Source organism: Seramator thermalis, from assembly GCF_004138125.1.
In the GTDB taxonomy this organism is placed as follows: domain Bacteria; phylum Bacteroidota; class Bacteroidia; order Bacteroidales; family Dysgonomonadaceae; genus Seramator; species Seramator thermalis.
Window position 1 is genome coordinate 347,370 of the sequence record NZ_RXHS01000001.1, and the last position, 25,579, is coordinate 372,948.

Consider the following 25,579-nt stretch of genomic DNA (forward strand, 5'->3'; position numbering starts at 1 on the left):
ATCAAAGCAATGTTAATTGATCCCCTTTCATGATTATTCACAACGAACACTTCGAAAGTGTAATAAAATTGATTTCCTTTGCACAAATTTTTTACTGACTATGCTTTCTGTCGAAAATATTACGGTTGAATTTGGTGGTTTTGTCCTGTTAAATGATATTTCGTTTGTAATCAACAAAAACGAACGCGTCGCATTGGTCGGAAAAAATGGAGCCGGAAAATCTACTTTACTCAAGATTATGGCCGGCAAACAAATGCCGACGCATGGATCGATAGCTTATCCAAAGGATATTTCGGTAGGTTATCTTCCTCAGCAGATGACTTTAAGCGATTCGCGAACGGTGAAAGCAGAAGCATCTACGGCCTTCGAACATCTGCAAAAGATGGAACGTGATTTGGAAAAACTGCACATCCAGCTTGCAGAACGAACCGATTACGAATCGCAAGAATACGGCCAACTTATCCAACGAGCAAGTGATTTGCAGGAGCTTCTGCAACTGTCAGGAATCCACAATTTCGAAGCAGAAGTCGAAAAGACACTGTTGGGATTAGGTTTTTCGCGCTCCGATTTCGACAGGCCGACTCGCGAATTCAGCGGCGGATGGCGCATGCGCATAGAACTTGCCAAACTTTTGCTGCAAAATCACGACGTGTTGCTTCTCGATGAGCCCACAAATCATCTCGACATAGAATCCATCCAATGGCTCGAAAACTTTCTGGTTTCGCATTCCACGGCAGTAATGCTGGTTTCGCACGATCGCGCTTTTCTGGATAAGGTAACCAACCGGACTATCGAAATTATGCTCGGCAATATTCACGACTATAAGGTCAACTACAGCAAATATGTAGAGTTGCGTAACGAACGTCGGGAACAGCAACTTCGAGCATACGAAAATCAGCAAAAGCAAATTAAGGAAACCGAAGATTTTATCGAACGTTTTCGATATAAACCAACAAAATCCAATCAGGTGCAATCGCGTATCAAACAGCTCGAAAAAATAGAAATCATCGAGGTGGACGAAGTGGATAATTCGAAGCTGAATCTGAAATTTCCCCCCTCTCCCCGCTCAGGTTCCTACCCTGTCATCATGGAAAATGTGTCGAAAAAATACGGTGATCACACGGTTTTTTCGGATGTAACACTTACCATCGAACGAGGAGAAAAGGTGGCTTTTGTCGGGAAAAATGGCGAAGGAAAATCGACGCTCGTTAAGTGCATTATGAATGAAATTTCTTTCGACGGCAAGCTGCAATTGGGGCACAATGTCAAAATAGGTTATTTTGCTCAAAATCAGGCGCAATTGCTGGACGAAAATCTTACGGTTTTCGAAACCATCGATTATGTGGCCGTCGGCGATATCCGTACGAAGATTCGCGATATTTTGGGCGCTTTTATGTTCGGCGGCGAGGCATCAGAAAAAAAAGTGAAAGTACTGTCCGGCGGCGAACGTGCCCGATTGGCAATGATCAGACTGCTGCTCGAACCGGTAAATCTGCTCATTCTCGACGAGCCTACAAATCATTTGGACATGGCTTCGAAAGATGTGCTAAAGAAGGCTATTCGCGAATTTGATGGTACGGCAATTATCGTTTCGCACGATCGCGATTTTTTGGACGGCATCGTCAGCAAAGTGTATGAATTTGGGCATGGAAAAGTAGTTGAGCACCTTGGCGGAATTTACGATTTTTTGAATCGAAAAAACATCGACAATCTGCAAGCATTGGAACTTGCTACTCCGAATTCGGCGCAAAACGTTTCGGAGATGAATGAAACTACTTCGGCCGGCAAACTTTCGTATCAGGAACAGAAAGAGCGGAATCGACTAACGAGAAAACTCGAAAAAGAAGTTGCAGACTTGGAATCTGAAATAGAATCCATCGAGAAAGAAATCGAGCTCCTCGAATCTCAACTATCCACCCAAAAAGGTTCTTCCGACACATCTCTGTATTATAAGCATCTCAAGCTTAATACGAAACTCGACACGCTGATGCAGGCATGGGAAAATAAACAAAACGAATTGAACGATTTTCTGAATCGAACCTGATTTAATTCTAAACAATAAACGCGGATTCGGCGTTAAAAATAAGCGCAAAAAATTAATTATGTGGCAAAAAATCAGCAAAATTATTTTGAAAACCCTTGGCTGGAAAATAACAAATATCATTCCCGATATTCCCAAATGCGTATTGGCTATAGCTCCTCACACCAGCAATTGGGATTTTTTGATTGCAAAATTGGCCTATACGTCCCTTGGCAGAAATGCCCATTTCCTCATAAAAAAAGAATGGTTTTTTTTCCCGTTCAACCTTTTTTTCAAAAGCATTGGGGGCATCCCTGTGGATCGATCAAAAAAACAATCGATGACGGACATTATGGCCGAAGAATTCGGCAAACGTGACCGGTTTCAAATCGCTATTACTCCTGAAGGAACGCGTAAACGTGTAACCGAATGGAAGCGTGGTTTTTACTATATCGCCGATAAAGCACAAGTTCCTATTGTACTCATCGGCCTGGACTATAAGAATAAAATCATTTCTTTTCTCGATGTTTTCACTCCCACAAGTCATGTGGAAGAAGACATGCTTACTATTCAATCGAGATATAAAGGATTGTCAGGCAAAAATCCCGACAATTTTTCTTCGTAACATTCATTGTCGGCTACGGGACATTCCTTTGCTGCATTGTTTGCCGGTAAAGCATTTTCCGATGAGATATTTAATAAAACCATCATCTTCTTTTCTTAAGCAATGGATCGAATAAAGTTGCCATAATTTTTTTTTATTGCATGCTTTTTATTTTGGAAAAATACATGGCAAACGAGCGGTAAAGAAAATGCGTCCATTTACCGAAAGGAACGATGATAAGTGCCCATTGCGCCAACACCGTCAGGTGAATGATGTACATCCATTGTTGGGTTTCGATCAGTCCCAAATCGATGAATAATCTGACCAAAAAAGCAGTAACTCCCATCAACAAAAGCCATATCACGAACAACCAATCCGAAGGTTGCGAAAACTGGTTGAGCGATTTATTTTTCTTGATGCGACTCCCTACGAAATCGATCGTTACCACAAATATCAGAAAACTTTCGATGTATCCCAACGCGATCACAAAAATGCTTTGAGAGCCGAACCAGTTGAGAAAAACCGTTGTGAAAAGCAGCGACAGATAGGCAATCACGAGCACAAAATGCTCGAGCCATCGGAAATGAACGTCGCCGTCGCAATCCTTATATCGTTTTTGAGTGAACATGTGAACCAGCAGATCGCTAAGTGCCGATACATAATTTTTTAACGGAGCTTTCACTTTTGGCTTGACGATGGTGAAATACCACATTCGCAACAGGTTGGGAAGAAAAATTACCAGAAGAACTGTCCCGATCGCGGTCATTTCGAAATAGTGCCCAATGTGGAGCATGCGTTCGGCATCGAAACCCACGGAATTGGCAAACAACAAAACGCCGGCAAACACCAGCAATAATGCAGCAATGGTGAACGAGAGCGAACGATAGAGCAGTCCCGACAACCCCGTCCAATCGTATTGTGCGGTAAGCCATCTGCGGAGCGACATCATCAGTTCACCCGGATTGGCCGTTTGCGGACAATTGGCTGTGCATTCGCCGCAGTAATAGCACTCCCACGGTTTAAGCGACGATTTGATTTCGTCTTCGAGCCCCAGTGCACTGTATCGAACCATTTCGCGTGGAAAAGAATCGTCGGTGGTGGATAGCGAACATACCGCCGTGCAGGTTCCGCAATTGTAGCACGCGTTCATGTTTACGGCACCGTATTTTTTTAGTTCTTCCGAAAACTTGGGATTGATTTTTGTTGCCATTATTTTACCGGTTTATACGAAAAATATTCATCCATATCGTCAATTTCGCCAACAACTACCATACCATATTTCACTAGCGTTAGAAGATAATAGGTAACGTCGGGTTTGGACATTTGCAATTTTTCGGCCAGTTGCGGAATTGTCATTTCCTGCTCTTTCAGGGCATCGAAGATGGCCTTTTTGATGCGATTGAACTCTTTGAGTTGTTCCTTTGCGCTATCGGGAACACCTTGCTTGTCCCGAAGATATTTGGCGGTTTTTCCGATTTCTATTTCCATAATTTTGTTAAGCTAAAGCATCGATCATACTCATCATTTCTTCACTCGTATAGCCAATCAGGTTGATGGCATCTACCGGACAAACGGGAGCACACATGCCACAACCCTTGCACACCATCGGGTTGACGGATGCAACCTTTCTTCCACCCGTTTCTATCTGTTCGATAGCATCGAAGGGACAGGCATTGCTGCATTTGTCGCACCAGGAGCAAATATTCTGATCGATTTCGGCGATAATCGGTTCCGTTTCGAGTGTCCCTTTGCTGATATACGAAAACGATTTTGTTGCTGCCGACAAGGCCGAATTTACCGATTCGCTGATGTTTTTCGGCCCCTGACAGGTCCCGGCAATGGTTACGCCATCGATCACGGTTTCCACCGGTCGGAGTTTCATGTGAATTTCGTTGAAAAACCGGTCTCTGCCTTTCGGCAATTTAAGCATCGTACCGATAGACTGGTCTGCTCGCGGCACCATTCCGGTTACCAGCACCACCAAATCGACTTCCATTTCCATCTCCTTTTCGGCCGAAAGAATATCTTTTACGGTTACGACCGTTTTTTTGCCTTCGGTACGAATTTCGGGGAGATTATGTTCATCGAATTGCAGATACAGATCGCCCATTTGCAGCGATTCGGCATACAGCAACTCCTGCTTGCCATAGGTGCGGATGCCACGCGTTAGATGGATATTTTGAATGCCTTTGAACTTCTTTTTGGCTTCGATGGCCGTGTGAATGACCGAAGTGCAGCAAAATCGCGAACAATACGTGTTTTCGCCCTCACTCTGACGGCTGCCGACACAATAGACATAAGCGATATTGTTGATTTTCTTGCCGTTGAAATCCAATGATTTGCCGGCAGATTTATCGACCAGTTGTTTAAATTCGGGCAAGGTGATCACAACCTCGCTCGTTCCGAATCCATATTCCCCCTGTTTCGGCAAATAATGATCGTAGCCTGTTGCTACCACAATTGAGCCTACATGCAGTTCGATGATTTCCATCGGATCGTCCTCTTTCTGCGGACGCCTGCGAATTTTCAACTCGAAATTGCCAATGCTTCCTTTGGTGTCCGTAACTTCCGCACCTGTTAGAATGGTTACATTGTTATACTTTCGTAAATCGCTTTCGATGCGGGTCGTCAGTTCGAAACCTTTTTCATCGGTCATAAACAGACTGCCCCATTCGGCAGTGTGTCCTCCCAATCGGTTTTCCTTTTCAATCAGGATCACATTCGATTTTTTTTCGGCGAGCGACAAAGCTGCTTTCATTCCGGCAATACCGCCACCGATGACGGCGATGGTTTTTTCGGCTTCGAACTGATTGGGAAACAGCGGATCGGCATATCGCGATTTGGCAATAGCCGCCTTAACCAGCCGAATGGCTTTTTCGGTTGCACCGAGTTTGTCGTCGGAATGTGCCCACGAAGCTTGTTCGCGAATGTTAGCGTGAACATACGTATATTTGTTCAAATCGCCCCGTTCGGTAACATTGCGGAATGTGGTGAGATGCAATTTGGGTGAACACGAAGCCACAATCACTCCGTCGAGATTGTGTTCGTGAATATCCTGCACCATATCGGTCTGATTGGTATCAGAACAAGCAAACATGGTAGTTTTGGCTATCACCACACCCTGCTCGTGTTCTACGGCAGCGCGTACCTTTTCTACATCCACGTAGTCGGAAATATTTCCGCCGCAATGACAAATATAAACGCCTAATCTTTCTTTCATACGCTTTGATACCGGGTTAAGTAACTGATTGCTTCCGACGATGCCGAACCGGCCGATAGAATGGAATCGGGGATATCCATCGGTCCAGATGCCGTGCCGGCAACAAAAACCCCGTCGATACTGGTTTTGGCCGGACTGCCCAACAAATCTTGTTGCGCCACAAACTGCAGCGGATCGAGTTTGAGCGAATTGCCGTCGAATATTTTTCCTGCCGAAGGATTAGATTTTACACCCACCGAAAGCACTACCATATCGTGTTCGGCTTCCTTCACCACCCCTTCGGCTATATCTTCGTAACGCAGAATAAGATTTCCGTTTTCTTTCTCGGTGATTTTGCCGATTTTTCCTTTCACAAAATTCACGCCCATTCCTTCGGCTTGCCGGTAAAATTCTTCGAATCCCTTGCCGAAGGCTCGAATGTCGATATAATAAATGGTAATATCTGCCATTGGTAAAGCACCCATCAGCAATTGCGCCTGCTTCATGGAGTACATGCAGCAAATTTGTGAGCAAATGGGGTTGCCGACGGTGTTGTCGCGCGAACCGGTGCAAAGTACATAAGCGATGCGGTCGGGCACTTTGCCGTCGCCCGGTCGCAAAATGGTATTGTAGGGTCGTGTCGGAGCAATTTCGCGTTCCATCTGCATGGAAGTAATCACGTTCTTGTATTGACCGTATCCGAATCGCGGTATCTCGAGCGGATCAAAAAGATTGAAGCCTGTGGCGAGAATGACCGTTTTGACGTGAAGCTCATAGTATTCCGTTTCCATCGTAAAATCGATGCAGTGGGTAGGACAGGCTTTTTCGCAAGCGCCACACAGCGTACAGTTTTCGATATCGATGACCGCCGCTTTGGGATTGGCAATGCTGAATGGAATAAAAGCCGCCTTGCGACCGATGAGCCCGAATTGATATTCGTCCCGAACACTCACAGGGCAGGCTTTTTCGCACAGTTGACATGCCGTGCAGTCTTCCACTCTTACATAACGTGGTTTTTTCGTGATTTGTGCAACGAAATCGTTGTCGCCTTTTTTTGCGATATGGGTTACCTCGCTTTCCGTGAAAACGGTAATATTTTTATGACGAGCTATTTCCGATACTTTTGGAGTCGTGATGCAAGCGGCACAATCGAGGGTCGGGAAAACCTTGCTCAACAAAATCATTTTCCCGCCAAGCGAGTGATCTTTTTCTACCAGCAGCACCTTGTAGCCGGTATTTGCAAGATTGATGGCAGCTTCACCTCCTGCAATTCCTGCGCCGATTACCAAAGCATCGTACTCGATAATTTTTCTGTCTTCCATTAATTATTGTTTGAATGGATGGTTTTTATCAGATAATCGTTGAAACTGCGCATTTGCTTCACAAAGGCCTCACTGCAAACCGAGCATAGGGCTGCCATGCGTAGACGCGCAGGATCGATTTCCTTCTCTTTCATTTTTTCGTGTGTCATCGCCACGATGTTTCCGGTTTTTTCGGTACACGATTCGCCGAAAATGCAATCGGTGCCGTCGGCTGCGATGAAAACTCCGTCGAAGCCTTTTTCATAGGCATGCATAATCCACGACGGTTTGATGCCGCTCGAACACGGAACCGTGATGGTATAAACCGTAGGCGGATAGTGCAGCTTGAGCAATCCCGCCATGTCGATGGCGGGATCCGAAATCTTTTCTGTGGAAAATACGAGTATCTTCGCGTTCTTTTTGAAGGAATCCGACATTTCGAAACAGTTTTTTTCGATGTTGGGGTTATTTTTTTCTCAGATAAACTTTGAAATATCCGTTCTCGTCAATCGATCCGAGAAATTCGTGCCCTTGTTTGGTGCACCATTTCGGGATATCTATTTTTGTGCCTTCGTCAGCCGACAATACTTCCATCACATCTCCCACATTTATGGTTCCGATGGCTTTTTTTGCTTCCAAAAGCGGTCCCGGACAGGCAGTCCCGCGTGCATCAACCGATTTGGCTACTTTCAATCCTTTCAATTCTTCTGTTGTCATGATGTTTGTTTTTTATGGTTTCCCCTTTTAGTCGAGGAAACGAGGTGAATATTTAATGTGAATATTTTTTTTGGGAAACGGTCAAATAAACCATTGCATGCTGCTTTCGCCTGCATCGGCAACGAAAGTGGTTGCTCCGGCAAAACGGAGATTGGGGTAATCGATCATTTCTTCTTTCTTGAAGCCCATCAGGTGCATCGACATTTCGCACACCGTGATTTCGATTCCGAGCTCCGCTGCTTCCTTGAACATTTCGTCGAGCGACATTACGCCTTGTTTTTTCATCAGACTTTTGATCATCACGGGTCCCATTCCACACATGTTGAGTCTGGAAAGTTTCAGTTTGTTGCGTCCTTTGGGAAGCATGAATCCGAACATTTTCGAAATAAAATCTTTTCCTTTGGCTTTCTTTTTGGGATCGCGCAAAGCCGCCAATGCCCAAAACGAAAAAAACAGTTTCACTTGTGTGTCCATAGCCGCGGCAGCCAGCGAGATGATCATTCCGGCCAATATTTTATCCATATCGCCCGAAACAATGGCGATGGACAATTGATCTTTTCGCGAATTTTCCATTCGTGAGGTTTGTGCTTTCAGGGTTTCGAGTTCCGCCAAAAGCTTTTCCATGCTTATTTCTCCCGATTCTTCCATGTTGTTGATTTTTTGTAAATGAATACAATGCGAAATAAGGAAATATTTCCTTATTAAATTCTTTTTATCACGTGCAGAATCATACAATATTTTGTGATATGTATCACTTTTTAGATATCTTTGTCGTATGAAGAACGAATGCCTCAATTGCGCCTGCGTCATGAAATCGATGCAGTCGCTCAAAAGCTGTCAGTTGGAACAGCTCGAAAGTAATCATGCCGTAGTGCAATTTCGGAAAGGTGATCCCATCATCAAACAGGGAATGTTTTCGACCAACGTTGTTTTTCTGAAAAGCGGGTTGGTCAAAATTCACATCACGGGCCCTTATCACGAACAGATCGTGCGTTTGGCCAAAGCGCCTACTTATTTGGGTTTGCCAACCACAATCGGCGATAAAATCAATCAATATTCCGTTACGGCAGTGCAGGATTCCGAAGTTTGCTTTATCGATCTGAACATCTTTAAGCGCGTATTGGAAGAAAACAAAGACTTTTCGTCCCATATCATTCTCGAGTTATGCAAAAGCGAACTCGAAAGCTATCGCAGATGTGCCAACCGCACTCAAAAGCAAACGCGAGGCAATTTGGCTGATGTTTTGCTCGATTTGTCGGAAAACGTTTTCGAGTCGGCTGAATTCGTCTTGCCCATTTCTCAATCGGATATAGGCAATCTGGTTGATGCCAGTCGCGAAAGCGTGAACAGACTTCTATCCGAACTGATGAACGATGGAATCATCCGCATGGAAGGAAGGAAAATAGAGATTTTGAACAAATCTTCGCTGCAATTGATTTCTCAAAACGGATAAAGTGGCGAACCTTCATTGTGATTGTGTGCCCATATGGATGGAATTTCCCCATTCCCACACAATTTCCATCATACGATTTTTTTACCGGCCACAGCGCGGATTGAAAATTATCATGTATTTTTGCAGTCGATAAAAAAATCGTATGGATACGACTGAAGGCGAAAATAATTTGGACAAAAAGTTTCAGCGCGAATCGATTGCTCCCATGCACACGGCAGAACATATTCTGAACCAAACAATGGTACGCATGTTTGGTTGTCCGCGCTCGCGTAATGCCCATATCGAACAGAAAAAGAGTAAGGCCGATTATCTGCTCCCGCAACCGCCAACCGACGAACAGGTGAATGCCATCGAAACAGCCGTTAATGAAGTGATTGCACGCGATTTGCCCGTTACGGAAGAATTTATGTCAATGGAAGAAGCTTCTCATATTGTGGATTTGTCGAAATTGCCGGCCGATGTTTCGCAAACATTGCGTATCATACGCATAGGCGATTATGATGCATGTGCCTGCAGCGGGCTGCACGTCAAACATACATCCGAAGTGGGACGATTCGAAATCATCAGCCACGATTACGCAGACGGGCGTTGGCGCGTACGTTTTAGGCTCAAAAACAATCACTTGTAAAAAAAGCTCCAACATCGCATCTTTTTATCGATTATTGTTGACATGAAAAAGATTTTTCGATTTATACGCAAAGTCATTCTGTGGTTTTTCATTTTATCGATTGGCGGGGTAATACTCTATCGTTTTTTCCCGGTCGTATTCACCCCTCTGATGGGCATAAGGATGGTTCAACAAATCGCCGAAGGAGAAAAACCGGTTTTTCATCACCAATGGGTTTCTTACAACTATATATCGGATAATCTGAAACGGGCCGTAATTGCCTCGGAAGATCAGCGTTTTTTCGAACACAACGGATTCGACACCATCGAAATTGAAAAAGCTCTGAAGGAAAACAAAAAACGAAAACGTCCTCGCGGTGCAAGCACCATTTCGCAACAAACGGCTAAAAATGTTTTTCTGTGGCCAAACTCATCTTGGGTGCGTAAAGGATTGGAAGCCTATTTCACGGTTCTGATCGAATTGATTTGGCCGAAAGAGCGAATTTTGGAAGTTTATCTCAACTGTATGGAAACCGGGAAAGGAATATATGGAGCCGAAGCCGTTGCCAACCAACATTTCAATACCACAGCCCAAAAGCTGACGGCTTCGCAGTCGGCTCTCATCGCAGCCACACTGCCCAATCCCATTCGATACAATTCGGCAAAGCCATCGGCCTATATCTTGCGTCGCCAATCGCAGATAATGGCGCAAATGAGATATATCCAATTGCCCGACAAAAAGATTGCCGGGAAAAAATCAAAATAATCAGTAGATTTCTTTTGCAACACGATACACACTCTCGGTGGCCATCAGCGAATAGAAATGAATGCTGGGCACCCCATGCCGAATCAGCTCCTTACACTGGGTGATGCACCACTCCACACCCACTTCCTTGGCTTCGTCATCCGTAGTACACTTGCGCAATTCCCTTGCCAAATCTTCGGGAATGTCCGAACGAAAAACCTTCGGTAAAACGGTCAACTGACTCATCAAGTGGATGGGTTTAATGCCGGGTATAATCGGGACAGTAATTCCTGCAACTCGGCATCTATCGACGAAGTCGAAATATTTCTGATTGTCGAAAAACATTTGCGTTACCAAATATTCGGCACCATTATCCACTTTCATTTTTGTGTAATAGATTTCGGACTCCATGTTGGGTGATTCTTCGTGTTTTTCGGGATAACATGCCATACCGTACGAAAACGGATTTTCTGGCGCTTCAAACCGAGTCCCGTCATAGCCGATTCCCTTGTTGAAGTTGTTCACCTGAATTTGCAAATCGGTGGCATGTTCGTGGCTATCCATTTTTCGCTGTTCGATGTCGAGTTTGTTGGTATCACCACGCAGCAACAGCAAATCGGTAACGCCGAGAAACGACAGATCGATCAGGGCATATTCGGTTTCTTCTTTGGTGAAGCCTTTGGCAATGAGGTGAGGCACCGCCATTATTCCGTATTTGTTTTGAATGGCAGCCGCAATGGCTACTGTGCCCGGACGTTTGCGAATATTAATTTTGCGGATAACCCCATCATCGCCTTCCTTATAAATATTTTCGCTGTGATGTGTAGTTATGTTGATATATTTCGGGTCGAATTCCTTCAATCGGTCAATTGTCGTGAAAACATGTCGAATACTGTTTCCTTTGAGAGGAGGGAGCAACTCGAAGGAAAACGCCGTTTTCCCCGAATTTGAATTGATCAATTCCGAAACGCTCATATTTTTGACGATTATTTAAAAATTGCTCTTATTATATCCATTCCGTTGGCATAGATCACAAGCCCCAACAATAAAACCATGCCGGCTATCTGTGCATATTCCATAAACTTCTCGCTCGGCTTGCGACGTGTGACAACTTCGTAAAGGAGAAACAACACATGTCCGCCATCCAATCCGGGGATAGGGAGTATATTCATAAAGGCAAGAATTACCGAAAGAAAAGCGGTCATCATCCAGAATGCATGCCAGTTCCAAGTTGGCGGGAAAAGACTTCCGATTGCACCAAAACCGCCCAACGACGATGCTCCTTCCTTAGTAAATACGTATTGAAACTGATTTACATAATCCTTCAGCGTTTGAATACCCATTTTTATTCCGGCAGGAAATGATTCGAAAAATCCATATTCAAGCGTTACCGTTTGATAGACTTGCATTTCGTTTTTCGGATAAAAACCCAGATATCCGGCCGTATCCACTTTGGCAACGGTAGACTCCAAAATGCCTTTTCGGTAAAAATCGAGGGTAATCTCCTGATTTTTATATTTCGACAATTCTTCTCGAAAATCATTGAAGGTAGGAGTAATTACGCCATTGATCGCGACCAAACTGTCGCCGGACATCAAGCCGGCCTGTGCGGCTCCCGAATTGGGCTGAACATCATAAACAACTGTCGGCAGACGAAACGAGGCAAATCCCTGCTTGGACGACATCAATGTTTGCATGAAATTTTCAGGGATATCGATGGTAACTTCCCGGCCGTCGCGCAATACGGTAACTTGGCGCGCATCGGCTACATCGAGCAATGTGCTCACTCCATATCGTTCCAATTCCTTTCCATCGGCTCTGAGCAGAATGTCTCCATCCTTAAATCCGGCCTGCTGTGCAGCTTGACTGAATTCCATTCCCATCGTGGCATTTTTCATCGGCAAATAGGTATCGTTCCAGGTGAAAAGCACCATCGAATAGATGAAAAAAGCAAGAATAAGATTGAACAAAACGCCTGCAATCATCACCAGTAAACGCTGTCCTGCCGGTTTCGATCGGAATTCCCAAGGTTGTGCAGGTTGTTGCATTTGTTCCTTGTCCATCGATTCGTCTATCATTCCGGCTATTTTAACATAACCTCCCAAGGGCAGCCAACCTATTCCGTATTCCGTTTCGCTGTTTTTGGGTTTGTATCGAAAAAGAGCGAACCAGGGATCGAAAAACAGATAAAACTTTTCGACCCTTATTTTGAAAATTCGGGCAAACAGATAGTGCCCGAATTCGTGAAAAACGACGAGAATAGACAAACTTAATATTAATTGTAATGCTCTGATTAAAAAAGTCTCCATGTAAATATTAATGAGTTGAGTTGTTTATTTTATTCGTTTTATCAATTCAGTTGCCACCATTCGGGCTTCGGCATCGGTTGCAAAGTAGTCGTCGAGCGAAGGCGACTCCAAAAACGAAACTTTTTGCATGGTGTATTCGATGACGTCGCTCATCGGCAAAAATCCGATTTCTTCGCGCAAAAACGAAGCCACTGCTATTTCGTTTGCAGCATTCATGATGCACGGCATATTTCCCGCTTTAGCCACAGATTCGTACGCAAAAGTAAGATTTCGGAACTTGTCGGTATCGGGTTTCTCAAACGTCAAACTGCCCAAAGTCGCAAAATCCAAAGGCTGTATGTTCAGATTCAACCTTTCGGGATATGAGAGTGCATACTGTATGGGCAATCGCATGTCGGGTTGACCGAGTTGGGCGATCACCGAAGTATCTTCGAATTGCACCATCGAATGAATGACAGATTGCGGATGCACCACGATTTCGATTTGCGAGGGAGTCACATCAAACAGCCATCTGGCTTCGATCATCTCAAACCCCTTGTTCATCAACGTGGCCGAATCAATCGTAACTTTCGCCCCCATATTCCAATTGGGATGGGCAAGTGCCTGAGTCTTGGTCACTTTTTTCAATTCGTCCACCGAATAGCCACGAAAAGGGCCACCCGATGCAGTGAGGATTATCTTTGAAATGGCATTGTTGCCTTCGCCATTCAGACACTGAAAGATGGCCGAATGTTCGGAATCTACCGGCAAAATAGGTGTTCGATAATGAAGAGCCAGTTCGGTAATCAGTTCGCCGGCAACCACCAGCGTTTCCTTATTGGCCAAAGCGATGGTCTTTCCGGCCTTGATGGCTTCTATCGTCGGTTTCAATCCCGAAAAGCCGACCATCGCCGTCAGCACAATGTCGATAGGTTGGCTCTGCACGACTTGAGCAATCGCTTCACTCCCACTCCACACCTTCATCGGCAAATCAGCCAAAGCCTCCTTCACGAAAGCATACTTTGCCTCATTGGCAATCACCACCATTTCGGGGCGAAAGCGACGAGCTTGTTCCACCAGCAATTCGGCATGATTGTTGGCCGTGAGTGCATACACCTCGAACCGGTCGGGATGTTGCGAAATCACGTCGAGTGCCTGCGTACCGATGGATCCTGTGGAACCGAGTATGGCGATGGATCTTTTTTTATCTTCCATGAGCAAAGGGTTGTCCTTTAAACCGTGCAAAGGTACATGATAATTTTTAATCCACATACCCACTGAATAAAATTTCAATTCTAACCATTCTGAAAATGTTTCCAATGAGGAGGTTATGGGTTGGAAAATGATTTACCGATTTGCCGGTGAATTCCGGTCATAACTGTCCTCTTAAGATAAGGAGACAAGCACTGCCGCCGGGCAGTGCAGGGGTTATGATATTCCTCCACTTCCGACTTCTTCTCTTCTTTCTTAAATTTTCAATTGTCAATTATCCATTATTTTTTGGGAGATGTGGTCTTGATCTTTTTGGCATCAAGGCAAAAAAGCATGTTGGGTTTGCGGCAAAGCCCCAACAAGTCAATCGATAATTGATAATGCACAATGAATAATTTACAGATTCTATGATTTAATGATTTACTGATGAATTTCGCGCTGTGTAGGGGATATGATAATCAGTTAAGTTTGTAAAGTTTTTAAAGGTCATAAAGTTCCTGCCTAAAGTTATGCTGCCGCTAAACTTGAACGGATAGCAGTTGAGATAATAATTCAGACCTCGTATGTTTGCAGAATTAACACAAAGAGGGAAAAGTACTGCCTTTCAGGCAGGTTTCTGACGACGATTCATGCCGCAGAATAAATTCTGCGGTTATGAAAATTCGGCTTTTCAAGCCAAAAATACCTTCGAATACAGAAACCCATCGCAGTGGAAGCATTCAATTCACTGGCTCACTTTTGCCTGAAAGGCAATAACCTTCATAACCGCAGGTCGGTGACCTGCGGACAAAGACGTCCCTACCATTACTGCCTGAAAGGCAGAACTCTTGCCGTTGTACAAATGAATATCCACACCGGCAAAAAAGAACAAACAAAACGAAAATTCGTAATTTAAAATTCTCATTTCCGACTTCTTCACTTCTTCTCTAATAGAGCAAGTTCCCGAACTTGTGCCGGAAACAACGGAAGTTTGAAAACTGCCGGTCGTTTTGCGTCCAAGTTATGCCATCGCTAAACTTGAACGAATGGAGATAACTCAAGCATCGCCAATTTCCTCATCAATGAATCGTTGAATCGATAAATCTTCAAATCAACACTATTATTTCTTTGCGCTACTGCCCTCTCCTATCATGGCATTGTAACAATCCAAAAGAATTAACGTTATTCGTAGAGCGAGGAGAGTTTTTGCAACATATCGTCGATGGAATGTGCAGTCATGGTCAGATTGTCTTTGCGAATTGTCCACAATCGACTCACGTCGTCAATCGTCAACTCCACCGGAGACTGATTGTCGATACGGAATCCTTTCCTCGAAAGGGCTTTGGTGGTCCATCGGGCCATCAATCCGTCGGGACGACTTACACGAGTGGCAATGGTTTTGTCCAAAAGTTTTTTAACAACAAAACTACCATATTCCTTATCAAATTCGTAGGAAGGATTTTTGAATACGTCATCTATTTTTCCGGTCAGCACCATATCTTCGGGTGTACCCATAATCACCCGATGACTTTTGTCGAGCAGCCATATTTTGTCGGCCACTTGCATAGCCGTTTCGATTTCGTGTGTCGAGAGCAATATGATTTTTTTCGTGTCGCGAGCTAATTTCTGCAACAAAAGCAAAATACGGATTCGGTTAGATAAGTCGAGATGCGAGGTAGGTTCATCCAACAAAATTACTGAAGTATCCTGTGCCAATGCACGTGCAATGAATGCCCGTTGACGCTCTCCATCCGACAATTCGTTGACGTTTCGTTGCTCGAACCCCTTCAAATTTGTCATGTCGATAGAACGATCGACCAACTCTTGATCCTCGTCGGTAAGTTTTCCCAACCATCCGGTATAAGGATCGCGTCCAATGGAGATAAGCTCACGCACGGTGAATGATGCCGGCGGTTGATTGTCGGTGAGAACTACGGAAATTAAAGTTGCCCTTTGTCGGGTGGGAATCTGTCGAATATTTTTGTTGTCGATGAAAATTGTTCCGCTCAAGAGGGGTTGCAAACACGCAATAGAGCGAATCAGGGTAGATTTTCCACATCCGTTTGGGCCAATCAAAGCGATCAGTTCCCCTTCGCGGGCTGAGAGATTCAATCCCGATTGCACAAAAATCGGTTGTTTTCGGGAGAAATAACCGATGCTCACATTTTGCAACTGGAGGTGCGACACGAATTTGCGAAACTATTTACAATAATTAGAAATGCGATTGACGAGAAATGGTTTAAAGACTGATTAATCCTTCAGGCAATTCCATTCGGATAATTTTTTGATTATCGTCTATTTCGGTAATGAAATCTTCTGTTGCGGGAATCAAATGTTCGGTTTCTGAGCCGGCTACTACAAAAAGCACGTTCATTGTGGAATGATCAACAAATGTGATTTTGCCGATTTCGCCCTTTTTTTCGTCATGCACTGTGTAGCCCACGAAAAAATCGAAATTGGGGGCATTATCCGCAGCAACAGATTGTACGACATTGCGCGGCAAAAATACGGGAGTATTGCAATATCTCGCAGCAACAGACTGATCGTCGATGCCTTCAAACTTTACGTAAGCGGAAATATCGGTATGAAAGCGCATTTCTTCAACAAAAAAGGGGACAAAAATGCCGTCGATGTCAAAAAAATAAAACGATGAATCGATGTCGGCATAAGTCTCTTTATCGAAAAGAAGCACAATTTCGCCTTGGATGCCGTGAGGTTTGAGCAAACGCCCGATCTGCAAAACGTCGTTATCGGTAATCATAGGCCCAATCAGCGTTTGCGTTGCATTTTGATGGACTTTAGTTTTTGAGGCGATGCATTTGCCTTCATATCCGCTAAGTGATAGGTTTCGTCGAGCATGATTTTGCCATCAGACAATTCGTATAAATCGCTAAAAATTTTGGCATTATCCACATCTTTGTTCCATTGCATGTACGATTTTTTCATCTGACTTGCCAACATGCGCACCAAATGATCTTTTTCCGTCCCATCTTCCATCGCAGCTGCAATCTTGATCATGCGTTCGAGTATTTTGCCGTAATGGCGATATTTCATCGTTGGACGACTGTAATCGATATGACCGGGAGGAGTATTTAGCTCCTCTTGCTTGATGACTTCGTAGGGATAGTCGATATCGAGCTTGAAATCGGACATTATGGCCAAATGATCCCAAAGGATGTGTTTAAAATCATTCACATCACGTAAGTGAGGAAACATATTTCCCATGATGTTGATGATTGCATACGCACATTTGGTACGTTCTTCCCGATTTTTGACGGTTACGCAGTAATCCACCATATTCTGAATGTTGCGTCCATATTCGGGCATAATCAATTTTTTCTGTTGTGTATTGTAAATCATATTTTTATCTGAGTTTGAGTACGTCTCCTTCGGTGGGAACGTATTCATAATTTTTTTTGTTCAACTTATACAAACTCGAGACGCGAATGCCGTATTTCTGAGAAATACTATACATCGACTCGCCAATCTGCACCACATGCTCAAAATATGGCTTGTCGGCTTTCGATTTTTTCTTTTCGAAATAAACGATATCACCCTCGCTCAACGGGAAATTTTCGGGAACTTCGTTGTATTTGAGCAAATCTTTCGTTTTAAATCCAAATTCTTTGGCAATACTTTCAAATGTGTCTCCTTCGATAGCAATTACATACACCAATCCGTGCGTCTTGTAGGGTTGATGTTTCCACTCGGGATGTTCGGCCAATTCCGACGATCGCGACTTTGAATCGTTTTTTCTATAGTTTTTATCGTCGAATCGATACAATTCGTAATCTTCGATAAGTTTGATCAGCTTATTGGCATAGGCTCTGTCGGTAGCATAGCCGGTGGTTTGCAAACCGCGCGCCCACCCTTTGTAATCGGTGATTTGAAGATTGAAAAGACTGCGATAGCGTGCGCCGTTCGACAAAAATTCCGAATGATCTCTATAAGAATCTTCCACACTGCGATATTTGCGAAAACAATCGTTTGGGCCATCGTCCGGCGCAAAAACTTTAGGGCCTTCCCATCCTCTGTGGCATTTGATGCCAAAATGATTGTTGGATCGAATGGCCAAATCACTCATACCGGCACCTGACTCGAGCAAACCTTGAGCAAGTGTAATAGATGCCGGAATTCTGTATTCGCGCATGTGATCAACTGCAATTTGGCTATAGCGAGTAATGTATTTCTCGTATGCAGGATTACGATTTTGAGCAGAAATGCCAAAAGTAGCAAGAAATAAAAACAACAAAACGAGCCGGCATAATGAATTGTGCGTATATTTGTCGGGTAAAACGGTCATTATTGTCGATCTTTTTAAAATATAAATCAGAATAATCGCATGAAAGAAATCAATCTAACCACAAAGATAACGGTTTATACCATTGAGGAGTGCAACGAAACAGAAAAAAATCTGATTGAAGCCGCAAAAAAAGCCACCCAACATGCTTATGTACCTTATTCGAAATTTAGCGTTGGAGCTGCGGTATTGCTCGAAAACGGAGAAATAATCTCGGGAAACAATCAGGAAAATGCCGCTTATCCTTCGGGATTGTGTGCCGAACGGACGACTGTGTTTTTTGTGAACGCCAACTACCCCGATCAAAAAATCCTGACAATTGCGATTGCGGCTTTCTACAAAGGAAAATTTACAAAAGAGGTGATCACTCCCTGCGGCGCATGCCGACAGGTACTACTCGAAGTGGAAAATCGCTTCAATATGCCTATGAAAATTTTGATGTATTCCGAAGAAGAAATTTATTGCGTAAAAAGCGTAAAAGACATTCTGCCGCTCAGTTTCGGAGACTCAATGTTGCGATAAAAGAAATCGGAGTTGATTCCCGTCAGAACTCAAAACGATGTATCCTCGATACCTACAAGAAACCATTTCCCATTGTTTTGCTTGAAATAATAATTGGCATAAATGCCATTATCAATTCCACGAAGCTCGACAATGGCCGAATCGGAAGTAAAACGAACCCGTTGCAAATATTGATCGTAATCGCGTGAAACGTAAGTGCTGTCATATGATAGGTCGAGGTATTCCCAGTCCTGTTTTTCAATCACTTCCTGCATGGGTGCAAGGCCTTCGTCGTCAGGGTTTCCCACAATTGCGTAAATCGGAAACGATATACGTTTTAATTGAAAAATTCGATCGTCGTTGAAATTTTCAAAGAAAGTGGAAAAATCTTCGATTTGGGATTGATTTTTCGAAACGGAAACGGTGGATTTTGATGCGTTTATGCCATCGGAAAAGTGCTTTGGTGAATCCTTTGTGGTACACCCTGAGCCGAAAGTGCTTATCAAAATGAAAAGCAATGCGATAACCTTCATTTTTTGTCTTTAAAATATGATGCAAAATTACATATAAAACCATTACATTATCCTGATTATCCGATAAAAATAACTACAAATTCGATAAATTTCTTCTTTCGCCCATGCAGATGCAAATTCCTGCTTCTCTAAACCACTCGTCTGTTACGATAAAATAAGTCGCCGAAGTGAGCCGGATTATAACTCCGATGTTGTCTTTCGTTTTCATTAAAAATAGCTATCTTTGTTCGAATAAAACGCTTGTAAAATAAATGAACCTACAAGAACAAGTAAATGAATTGATAGCGTCACAACGCGGCGAGTGGAAAGAATTTGACGAAGCTCTGCTCCAACTCGATAACATAAAAGTTAAAACATTCCGCTGGGGAAAAGATGTTTCGGTAAGCGTTCAATTCAATCCCGGAAGAATGGTTTCGACGGCGGCTAACATCGACAAACAAAGCATCGAACACCGGCCCTGCTTTTTGTGCGAAGCCAACAGGCCGAAGGTGCAACGAGGCATTCCGTTTCTCGACAAATATTCGATTCTTGTCAATCCGTTTCCTATTCTTAAAAACCACCTCACTATTCCCATTCATTCACACGTACCTCAACGCATTCGCAAAAAAATTGGCGACATGCTCTCGTTGGCCGAAATGCTACCGGATTATATCGTTTTTTACAACGGTCCCAAATGCGGGGCATCGGCACCCGATCATTTTCATTTGCAGGCAGGTCTCAAAGCCCCCGTTTTGCTTCAGGGCGAAAACGAACTTCGATCCTGTCTGATCATCGAATCTTCGACGAAAGAGGAAGCCGAAGAACGATTCGAAGATGTTTATCATTATCTCCGAAATCGTCAACCCGAAGAAGATGAGCCCATGCTCAACATCATAGCCTATAAGGAAAACGAAAATTTCGTTTTGCACATTTTCCCGCGCAAAGCACATCGCCCCCGCCAATATTTTCTGGAAGGAAAAAATCGATTGATGGTAAGTCCCGGAGCAATCGATATGGCGGGATTGATCATTGTGCCCCGCGAAGAAGATTTTGAAAAAATAAAACCGGAAGAGATCGAAGATATTTATTCACAGGTTTCGATGCCTATCATTTAATTTTTATGAAAGATTCGGAAATCATTCTCATGATCATCAATAGCGAAGATCGTCCCGGAGTAACCTCGGGATTGACCGAAATACTTGCCCGTCACGATGCATTCATTCTCGATATCGGACAAGCCGATATCCATCGCAACCTTTCGCTGGGGATTTTGTTCATGGCCCAAAATTCAGGCGAAATCATGAAAGATTTGCTCTTTAAGGCATACGAGATGGATGTAAACATTCGTTTTAACCCGATATCGAAAGAGCAGTACAGCAATTGGGTCAGCCTGCAGGGCAAAAACCGCTACATCATCACACTGTTGGGCAGAGTGCTTACCGCAAAGCAGATAGCTGCAGTTTCGAAAATTGTTGCCGATCAAAATCTGAATATCGATAACATTGTCCGACTCACGGGTCGCGTGCCTCTTGATGAGAAACAGCGTTCTCCCAAATCGTGTGTCGAACTCTCGGTGAGAGGAACACCTTCGGATCGCCGCTTTATGCAGGAAGAATTTTTGAGGCTTTCGTCCGAACTCAATTTCGATATTTCGTTTCAAGAGGAAAGTATGTATCGACGAATGCGACGGCTGGTCTGCTTCGATATGGATTCGACCCTGATTCGCACCGAAGTCATCGACGAGCTTGCCGACAAAGCAGGAGTAGGCGAAGAGGTGAAAGCCATCACCGACGCGGCTATGCGAGGCGAAATCGATTTTCAGGAAAGTTTCCATCGGCGAGTCAAATTGCTCAAAGGGCTCGATGTATCGGTGATGCACGAAATAGCCGAAAATCTGCCCATAACCGAAGGTTTAGATCGACTAATGTCCATACTGAAAAAAGTAGGGTTTAAAACTGCCATTCTTTCGGGTGGATTCACCTATTTTGGCAACTATCTGAAAGATAAATATGGGTTCGATTACATGTATGCCAACGAACTCGAAATAGAAAACGGCAAACTTACCGGAAATTACATTGGCGATGTTGTGGACGGAAAGCGCAAAGCCGAATTGCTCCGATTGATTGCTCAAGTCGAAAAAATCGACCTTCGACAAACGGTAGCCGTGGGTGATGGAGCAAATGATCTGCCTATGCTCGGCGTTGCCGGATTGGGAATTGCATTTCATGCCAAACCGAAAGTGAAGCAAAATGCCGAACAATCGTTATCGACCGTCGGAATCGACGGCATTTTATATTTTCTCGGATACAAAGATTCGATGTTGGACAATTATTGAGAACTTGTTCCGAAAACAAACTGTTTATAGTTTAATCATTCAAAATCATTGCAATGGGTAAGAATCCGGATTCTAACACACCTGTCAATCAACTGATCTGTTTCATGGATACCGACACGGGAATAAAACTGTGTGAGCTTTCGGCAAAACTCATCTCGCGAACAAACGAATCGTCTATCACGCTGCTTCAGCTGATGAACAAAGAACAAGCTGCCGGTATAGACAATCTTGAGAAATACAAAAACGACACATTTCGATCAACAATCGAACTATGTAAAAATAAAGGGATCACAATCCGCATTTTCGTAAAGATTTCCGAAAATTTCCCGGACGACATCGTTAGCATGATTGAAGAATTTGGTTACAATTTTCTTTCAGTAGGCATTCATCAGCAAATTATCGACGACCCTGCCTGGCCACAAAATATGAACCTGCAAAACAACGAATCCCCGATAATGTGGAAAGCATCGAATGCAAATGACAATGTTGTCAGAAAAAACGATATCGCCGAACAAATTTCGTCGTTGCTCAATCGAGTAATGATTATGACCGGAATCTTTATCAATAAGAATTTTGAAAAGATGAACAACATTTTTATTCCTCTTCTCGACAATAAAGACATTCCTCTTTTCAGGTTTGTCAATTCTTTTTCCATCAAAGAAGTATCATCGGTAATCACCTGGGATGCCGTTGGTATCATCGAAAACAATCCGGATCTAAAAAAAATGTATCGAGATAAGTTACGGAGTAGCGATGGAAAATTTACCCTGTGGGATACAAACAAAAAAATAGATTGTAATTTTATTGAACAGCAGGATTTAATGATTATTGGCCTTGAAAGTTGGGGCAAACTCATTGGGGCCGCCCTCACGTGGTGTCACGCTCTACCTTCAACGTTAATCATCAAAGACAAAACAGATTGAAACTCATGACTCAAAAAGAAATACAAGATACTTTATCGACTGTCAATCGTGCAATTGAAGGCAATCGGCTGAAAGACGCTTTCGACGGTATAAAAAAGTTACTCGGAGGACAACAGAATTGGGCTCTTGCCGACAGTCTGAACGAGATCGAAACCAATTATAGATACATGATTCATTATCTGACTGATGGCGGCAAAGATCCCGATCAGCGCAATATATACCGGCAATTGCAACGCAACACATATAAACTGGCTCAGGATGCGGCCGAGAATTTATGTATGAAAACAAGTTCGTTGCTCTTTTTCGAAAAATCGCGAGTGCTAATGATTCGTCAGCCAATTTCGATAGACGAATATCGTGAAATGATAAACAAACAGATGGACACGTTTGCGGTGCTCGATTTATTGGAAGATGGATATGAAAAAAATTCAAGAATGAAGCTCAATGCACAAGCTCACGAACACACGGTTTCCGATCTTTTCTATGCTGTGTTTGCAGGCCCTCGTGCCAACGACGATCTGATCGAATCGTATCGTAACTTTATGAACGATACGATCATCCCGATCAACGACAAATGCATGCTGGTGTCGGCACTGACAATGAATGTGATGCAGCGGTTTGACTCTAAAAAAATCGGATTTATGATCGACGTGGCTCAGTTCGGAGTCCCCGAAACAGCCATCAGGGCGGTTATCGGATTGATTCCCGTTTTTCAGATTTATGCTTCACGTTGGAAGCTATATCCCGAAATCGTCAACCGGTTGGAAGTTTTGGCTGACGATCCGTTGTTCACTCGCCGCACAATGTTTGCCCTCATACAATATATTCAGGCACGCGAAACCGAAAAAATTGCAAAGAAGCTTACCGAAGAAATTCTGCCTGAAATGATGAAAATAAGCCCAATGATCGGGAAAAAAATCAATTGGGACGAATGGATCGGAGAAAGCAACTTCGAAGACAAAAATCCCGAATGGCAGAAAATTCTTGACGAATCGGGGTTGAGCCGCAAACTGGAAGAGTTCTCCGAAATGCAACTCGAAGGGGCTGACATTATGCACTCTACTTTTTCGAATCTGAAATCCTATCCTTTTTTCCATGAAATGAGCAACTGGTTTTTACCCTTTGATGGACATCATTCGCAAGTGCAACAACTCATTTCGGATCTTGCAGACAGCAATCAGCTTTTGAAGTCGCTTATCGAACAGCCCATTATCTGCGATTCCGACAAATATTCGTTTTGCTTCAGCATTATGCTGATGCCGGCAGAATATCGCAAGATGACGATTTCGCAACTTTCCGCCGAAGGTGATGAAATTCAGAAGATGATTGAAGAAGGTGTGGCTCTCAATCCTAATCAAAAAGAGGAAATGATTTGTCGGCAATATTTACAGGATTTATATCGCTTCCATAAACTTTTTTCTAAAAAGTCCGATTTCATCGACATCTTTGCTCTCCCACTCGATTTTCACAAAATCGAAATATTAAGTCCGATTACGGGAACGCCCGAAAATCTTCAACGAATAGCATTCTATTATTTCGAGAAAAATCACTTCGAAGAAGCGCTTGAAGCATATACCTTATTGGCCGGCGAGGGATTGCAAAATGCCGAAGTGTGGCAAAAAATAGGTTACTGCCGTCAAATGTTGGGCGATATTCGCGATGCACTCGATGCTTACCTCAATGCCGACCTCATCGACGAAAACAACCCGTGGGCATTGCGTCGGATAGCCCAATGCTATCGTTTGCTGAAGCAGCCGAAGGATGCACTCGAATATTATCGTCGCCTGGAACAACTGAAACCTAACGATTTAAATATCCAACTCAACATCGGACATTGTTATCTTGAGCTGAAAAATTTTGCGGAAGCTCTCAATTATTATTTTAAGGTCGAGCTCATCGATGGCAGCAATACTCGAGCTTGGCGTTCAATCGCCTGGTGTGCTTTTCTGTCCCGAAAATTCGATATCGCACGGTCCCATTATGCCAAAATCATCGAATCGAAGCCCAATGCTCAGGACTATATGAATGCCGGACACGTAGAACTTTGTACGGATAATATCAAAACGGCCATAGAACTTTATGAACAGTCGCTCAAACTGTCAGATAGCTTTGATGTATTCATATCGATGTTGCACGAAGATAAGGATGAACTTCGCGAAGCAGGCGTCAATATCGAATTATTGCCGATTATCGTGGATAAAATCAAGTACGATCAGGAAGAAAATCAATGATCATCTGTTGAACACGAAATTGAGTTATGATTTGTAAAGGTTTTTCTTCACGATAAAATCATACACTTGCGAAGGAACAAAAGCCCGCATGTTTTTACCTGCTTTTATACCATCTCTGACGAAAGTGGATGAGATTTCGATAATCGGAGCGGCAGCGCAATATACATTCGATGAAAATTCCGAAGGAATTGTGACAGGTGCCCCTGTTCTGGGATAAATAAGGATTTGATATTCGCGGCGAAGGCGCTCATAATCTTTCCACTGATCGAAGATTATCCAATTGTCGCTGCCAATAATTAATGTAAATTCGGTATCGGGATTTTCGCCCGAAAGTTTTTCGAGCGTGTCAATAGTATAGGACGGTCGCTGCATGCGGAATTCGACATCCGAAACCTGCAAATTGTCGAAATCGTGCAAAGCAATTTGAACCATTTCGAGGCGGATATCGTCGTCCAACAAATCATCGGCCTCTTTCAACGGATTGTGAGGCGTTACCACAAACCACACTTCGTCCAGATAAGTAAATTCGCGCATATAGTTGGCCAAAACCAAATGACCTACATGGATGGGATTGAAAGTTCCCGAGAATATTCCGATTTGTTTTTTATTCATTTCCATCCAATTTCGGATAGAGCATAAAGATCATAACAGCT

Annotated in this window: 27 protein-coding genes; 10 read left to right on the forward strand and 17 right to left on the reverse strand. The window is 43.5% G+C overall.

What is annotated here, in order from left to right; translation table 11 throughout:
- The first annotated feature begins 100 nt into the window (after positions 1-100).
- Both EJN84_RS01525 and EJN84_RS01530 read left to right on the forward strand, forming a co-directional pair.
- On the forward strand, positions 101-2,044 hold the full coding sequence (locus tag EJN84_RS01525) for an ABC-F family ATP-binding cassette domain-containing protein (protein ID WP_129593764.1): 1,944 nt from the start codon (positions 101-103) through the stop codon (positions 2,042-2,044).
- A 58-nt stretch (positions 2,045-2,102) separates the two neighbouring features.
- Positions 2,103-2,645 carry a 1-acyl-sn-glycerol-3-phosphate acyltransferase gene (locus EJN84_RS01530; protein WP_129593765.1) on the forward strand — a complete coding sequence of 181 codons (543 nt, stop codon included), beginning with the start codon at positions 2,103-2,105 and terminating at the stop codon, positions 2,643-2,645.
- 133 nt (positions 2,646-2,778) lie between these two features.
- Here the strand turns inward: EJN84_RS01530 and EJN84_RS01535 are convergent, their stop codons facing one another.
- From EJN84_RS01535 to EJN84_RS01565, 7 genes are all read right to left on the reverse strand, one after another.
- On the reverse strand, positions 2,779-3,834 hold the full coding sequence (locus tag EJN84_RS01535) for a 4Fe-4S dicluster domain-containing protein (RefSeq protein WP_129593766.1): 1,056 nt from the start codon (positions 3,832-3,834) through the stop codon (positions 2,779-2,781).
- A complete protein-coding gene (locus EJN84_RS01540; RefSeq protein ID WP_129593767.1) occupies positions 3,834-4,112 on the reverse strand; it encodes a winged helix-turn-helix domain-containing protein in 279 nt (92 codons plus the stop codon). Before EJN84_RS01540 ends, EJN84_RS01535 begins: the two co-directional genes overlap by 1 nt.
- 7 nt (positions 4,113-4,119) lie before the next feature.
- Positions 4,120-5,844, reverse strand: coding sequence for a CoB--CoM heterodisulfide reductase iron-sulfur subunit A family protein (locus tag EJN84_RS01545; RefSeq protein ID WP_129593768.1), 1,725 nt, complete (start codon positions 5,842-5,844; stop codon positions 4,120-4,122).
- Entirely contained in the window at positions 5,841-7,145 is a 1,305-nt protein-coding gene (locus tag EJN84_RS01550; protein WP_129593769.1) for a CoB--CoM heterodisulfide reductase iron-sulfur subunit A family protein, read from the reverse strand. Before EJN84_RS01550 ends, EJN84_RS01545 begins: the two co-directional genes overlap by 4 nt.
- Positions 7,145-7,561, reverse strand: coding sequence for a hydrogenase iron-sulfur subunit (locus EJN84_RS01555; RefSeq protein ID WP_101487442.1), 417 nt, complete (start codon positions 7,559-7,561; stop codon positions 7,145-7,147). Before EJN84_RS01555 ends, EJN84_RS01550 begins: the two co-directional genes overlap by 1 nt.
- Before the next feature lie 28 nt (positions 7,562-7,589).
- A complete protein-coding gene (locus tag EJN84_RS01560; protein ID WP_129593770.1) occupies positions 7,590-7,841 on the reverse strand; it encodes a sulfurtransferase TusA family protein in 252 nt (83 codons plus the stop codon).
- A gap of 81 nt (positions 7,842-7,922) precedes the next feature.
- Positions 7,923-8,489 carry a DsrE/DsrF/DrsH-like family protein gene (locus EJN84_RS01565; RefSeq protein WP_238943891.1) on the reverse strand — a complete coding sequence of 189 codons (567 nt, stop codon included), beginning with the start codon at positions 8,487-8,489 and terminating at the stop codon, positions 7,923-7,925.
- A gap of 127 nt (positions 8,490-8,616) precedes the next feature.
- Between EJN84_RS01565 and EJN84_RS01570 the strand changes: the two genes are divergently transcribed.
- The 3 genes from EJN84_RS01570 (at position 8,617) to mtgA (ending at position 10,666) form a co-directional block, all read left to right on the forward strand.
- On the forward strand, positions 8,617-9,294 hold the full coding sequence (locus EJN84_RS01570; RefSeq protein WP_101487440.1) for a Crp/Fnr family transcriptional regulator: 678 nt from the start codon (positions 8,617-8,619) through the stop codon (positions 9,292-9,294).
- A 142-nt stretch (positions 9,295-9,436) separates the two neighbouring features.
- Positions 9,437-9,922, forward strand: coding sequence for an alanyl-tRNA editing protein (locus EJN84_RS01575; protein WP_129593771.1), 486 nt, complete (start codon positions 9,437-9,439; stop codon positions 9,920-9,922).
- Positions 9,923-9,964: 42 nt separating this feature from the next.
- Positions 9,965-10,666, forward strand: a complete 702-nt coding sequence (gene mtgA, locus EJN84_RS01580) for a monofunctional biosynthetic peptidoglycan transglycosylase (RefSeq protein WP_129593772.1) — start codon at positions 9,965-9,967, stop codon at positions 10,664-10,666.
- Here mtgA and metF read toward each other — a convergent pair whose 3' ends face one another.
- The 7 genes from metF to EJN84_RS01620 all read right to left on the reverse strand — a co-directional run bounded on the left by metF (position 10,667) and on the right by EJN84_RS01620 (position 18,427).
- Complete coding sequence (gene metF, locus EJN84_RS01585; protein WP_129593773.1) at positions 10,667-11,620, reverse strand: methylenetetrahydrofolate reductase [NAD(P)H]; 954 nt, start codon at positions 11,618-11,620, stop codon at positions 10,667-10,669.
- Positions 11,621-11,631: 11 nt separating this feature from the next.
- Entirely contained in the window at positions 11,632-12,954 is a 1,323-nt protein-coding gene (rseP, locus tag EJN84_RS01590; protein ID WP_129593774.1) for an RIP metalloprotease RseP, read from the reverse strand.
- 24 nt (positions 12,955-12,978) lie between these two features.
- On the reverse strand, positions 12,979-14,148 hold the full coding sequence (locus tag EJN84_RS01595) for a 1-deoxy-D-xylulose-5-phosphate reductoisomerase (protein ID WP_129593884.1): 1,170 nt from the start codon (positions 14,146-14,148) through the stop codon (positions 12,979-12,981).
- Positions 14,149-15,306: 1,158 nt separating this feature from the next.
- Positions 15,307-16,287, reverse strand: a complete 981-nt coding sequence (locus tag EJN84_RS01605; RefSeq protein WP_165004000.1) for an ABC transporter ATP-binding protein — start codon at positions 16,285-16,287, stop codon at positions 15,307-15,309.
- Between the two features lie 76 nt (positions 16,288-16,363).
- On the reverse strand, positions 16,364-16,885 hold the full coding sequence (rimM, locus tag EJN84_RS01610) for a ribosome maturation factor RimM (protein ID WP_129593777.1): 522 nt from the start codon (positions 16,883-16,885) through the stop codon (positions 16,364-16,366).
- Positions 16,886-16,893: 8 nt separating this feature from the next.
- Entirely contained in the window at positions 16,894-17,484 is a 591-nt protein-coding gene (locus tag EJN84_RS01615) for a DUF4290 domain-containing protein (RefSeq protein ID WP_129593778.1), read from the reverse strand.
- 4 nt (positions 17,485-17,488) lie between these two features.
- Complete coding sequence (locus EJN84_RS01620) at positions 17,489-18,427, reverse strand: glucosaminidase domain-containing protein (protein WP_129593779.1); 939 nt, start codon at positions 18,425-18,427, stop codon at positions 17,489-17,491.
- 39 nt (positions 18,428-18,466) lie between these two features.
- Here EJN84_RS01620 and cdd point away from each other — a divergent pair, with 39 nt between their 5' ends.
- Positions 18,467-18,946, forward strand: coding sequence for a cytidine deaminase (gene cdd / locus EJN84_RS01625; RefSeq protein WP_129593780.1), 480 nt, complete (start codon positions 18,467-18,469; stop codon positions 18,944-18,946).
- Positions 18,947-18,975: 29 nt separating this feature from the next.
- Here the strand turns inward: cdd and EJN84_RS01630 are convergent, their stop codons facing one another.
- On the reverse strand, positions 18,976-19,458 hold the full coding sequence (locus EJN84_RS01630; RefSeq protein ID WP_129593781.1) for a DUF4348 domain-containing protein: 483 nt from the start codon (positions 19,456-19,458) through the stop codon (positions 18,976-18,978).
- Positions 19,459-19,531: 73 nt separating this feature from the next.
- Positions 19,532-19,666, reverse strand: coding sequence for a hypothetical protein (locus tag EJN84_RS12425; protein ID WP_262707338.1), 135 nt, complete (start codon positions 19,664-19,666; stop codon positions 19,532-19,534).
- Between the two features lie 43 nt (positions 19,667-19,709).
- Between EJN84_RS12425 and EJN84_RS01635 the strand changes: the two genes are divergently transcribed.
- Genes EJN84_RS01635 through EJN84_RS01650 form a run of 4 tightly spaced genes read left to right on the forward strand, consistent with a single transcriptional unit; the run spans position 19,710 to position 24,926 of the window.
- Positions 19,710-20,552 (forward strand): DUF4922 domain-containing protein, encoded by an 843-nt coding sequence (locus EJN84_RS01635; protein WP_129593782.1) that lies wholly within the window; start codon positions 19,710-19,712, stop codon positions 20,550-20,552.
- Between the two features lie 5 nt (positions 20,553-20,557).
- Entirely contained in the window at positions 20,558-21,772 is a 1,215-nt protein-coding gene (gene serB / locus EJN84_RS01640; RefSeq protein ID WP_129593783.1) for a phosphoserine phosphatase SerB, read from the forward strand.
- Positions 21,773-21,825: 53 nt separating this feature from the next.
- Complete coding sequence (locus EJN84_RS01645) at positions 21,826-22,695, forward strand: hypothetical protein (protein ID WP_129593784.1); 870 nt, start codon at positions 21,826-21,828, stop codon at positions 22,693-22,695.
- Between the two features lie 5 nt (positions 22,696-22,700).
- Positions 22,701-24,926, forward strand: coding sequence for a tetratricopeptide repeat protein (locus EJN84_RS01650; RefSeq protein ID WP_129593785.1), 2,226 nt, complete (start codon positions 22,701-22,703; stop codon positions 24,924-24,926).
- A 24-nt stretch (positions 24,927-24,950) separates the two neighbouring features.
- On the opposite strand, the gene nadD is transcribed toward EJN84_RS01650, so the two are convergent.
- Positions 24,951-25,538 (reverse strand): nicotinate (nicotinamide) nucleotide adenylyltransferase, encoded by a 588-nt coding sequence (gene nadD, locus EJN84_RS01655; RefSeq protein ID WP_129593786.1) that lies wholly within the window; start codon positions 25,536-25,538, stop codon positions 24,951-24,953.
- Positions 25,539-25,579: the final 41 nt, after the last annotated feature.

What these genes read in the sequence shown, in the direction of transcription:
- EJN84_RS01525 (WP_129593764.1), top strand. Translation starts at nt 101, where the DNA reads ATGCTTTCTGTCGAAAATATTACGGTTGAATTTGGTGGTTTTGTCCTG.
- EJN84_RS01530 (WP_129593765.1), top strand. Translation starts at nt 2,103, where the DNA reads ATGTGGCAAAAAATCAGCAAAATTATTTTGAAAACCCTTGGCTGGAAA.
- EJN84_RS01535 (WP_129593766.1), bottom strand. Translation starts at nt 3,834, where the DNA reads ATGGCAACAAAAATCAATCCCAAGTTTTCGGAAGAACTAAAAAAATAC.
- EJN84_RS01540 (WP_129593767.1), bottom strand. Translation starts at nt 4,112, where the DNA reads ATGGAAATAGAAATCGGAAAAACCGCCAAATATCTTCGGGACAAGCAA.
- EJN84_RS01545 (WP_129593768.1), bottom strand. Translation starts at nt 5,844, where the DNA reads ATGAAAGAAAGATTAGGCGTTTATATTTGTCATTGCGGCGGAAATATT.
- EJN84_RS01550 (WP_129593769.1), bottom strand. Translation starts at nt 7,145, where the DNA reads ATGGAAGACAGAAAAATTATCGAGTACGATGCTTTGGTAATCGGCGCA.
- EJN84_RS01555 (WP_101487442.1), bottom strand. Translation starts at nt 7,561, where the DNA reads ATGTCGGATTCCTTCAAAAAGAACGCGAAGATACTCGTATTTTCCACA.
- EJN84_RS01560 (WP_129593770.1), bottom strand. Translation starts at nt 7,841, where the DNA reads ATGACAACAGAAGAATTGAAAGGATTGAAAGTAGCCAAATCGGTTGAT.
- EJN84_RS01565 (WP_238943891.1), bottom strand. Translation starts at nt 8,489, where the DNA reads ATGGAAGAATCGGGAGAAATAAGCATGGAAAAGCTTTTGGCGGAACTC.
- EJN84_RS01570 (WP_101487440.1), top strand. Translation starts at nt 8,617, where the DNA reads ATGAAGAACGAATGCCTCAATTGCGCCTGCGTCATGAAATCGATGCAG.
- EJN84_RS01575 (WP_129593771.1), top strand. Translation starts at nt 9,437, where the DNA reads ATGGATACGACTGAAGGCGAAAATAATTTGGACAAAAAGTTTCAGCGC.
- mtgA (WP_129593772.1), top strand. Translation starts at nt 9,965, where the DNA reads ATGAAAAAGATTTTTCGATTTATACGCAAAGTCATTCTGTGGTTTTTC.
- metF (WP_129593773.1), bottom strand. Translation starts at nt 11,620, where the DNA reads ATGAGCGTTTCGGAATTGATCAATTCAAATTCGGGGAAAACGGCGTTT.
- rseP (WP_129593774.1), bottom strand. Translation starts at nt 12,954, where the DNA reads ATGGAGACTTTTTTAATCAGAGCATTACAATTAATATTAAGTTTGTCT.
- EJN84_RS01595 (WP_129593884.1), bottom strand. Translation starts at nt 14,148, where the DNA reads ATGGAAGATAAAAAAAGATCCATCGCCATACTCGGTTCCACAGGATCC.
- rimM (WP_129593777.1), bottom strand. Translation starts at nt 16,885, where the DNA reads ATGATTACCGATAACGACGTTTTGCAGATCGGGCGTTTGCTCAAACCT.
- EJN84_RS01615 (WP_129593778.1), bottom strand. Translation starts at nt 17,484, where the DNA reads ATGATTTACAATACACAACAGAAAAAATTGATTATGCCCGAATATGGA.
- EJN84_RS01620 (WP_129593779.1), bottom strand. Translation starts at nt 18,427, where the DNA reads ATGACCGTTTTACCCGACAAATATACGCACAATTCATTATGCCGGCTC.
- cdd (WP_129593780.1), top strand. Translation starts at nt 18,467, where the DNA reads ATGAAAGAAATCAATCTAACCACAAAGATAACGGTTTATACCATTGAG.
- EJN84_RS01630 (WP_129593781.1), bottom strand. Translation starts at nt 19,458, where the DNA reads ATGAAGGTTATCGCATTGCTTTTCATTTTGATAAGCACTTTCGGCTCA.
- EJN84_RS12425 (WP_262707338.1), bottom strand. Translation starts at nt 19,666, where the DNA reads ATGAAAACGAAAGACAACATCGGAGTTATAATCCGGCTCACTTCGGCG.
- EJN84_RS01635 (WP_129593782.1), top strand. Translation starts at nt 19,710, where the DNA reads ATGAACCTACAAGAACAAGTAAATGAATTGATAGCGTCACAACGCGGC.
- serB (WP_129593783.1), top strand. Translation starts at nt 20,558, where the DNA reads ATGAAAGATTCGGAAATCATTCTCATGATCATCAATAGCGAAGATCGT.
- EJN84_RS01645 (WP_129593784.1), top strand. Translation starts at nt 21,826, where the DNA reads ATGGGTAAGAATCCGGATTCTAACACACCTGTCAATCAACTGATCTGT.
- EJN84_RS01650 (WP_129593785.1), top strand. Translation starts at nt 22,701, where the DNA reads ATGACTCAAAAAGAAATACAAGATACTTTATCGACTGTCAATCGTGCA.
- nadD (WP_129593786.1), bottom strand. Translation starts at nt 25,538, where the DNA reads ATGAATAAAAAACAAATCGGAATATTCTCGGGAACTTTCAATCCCATC.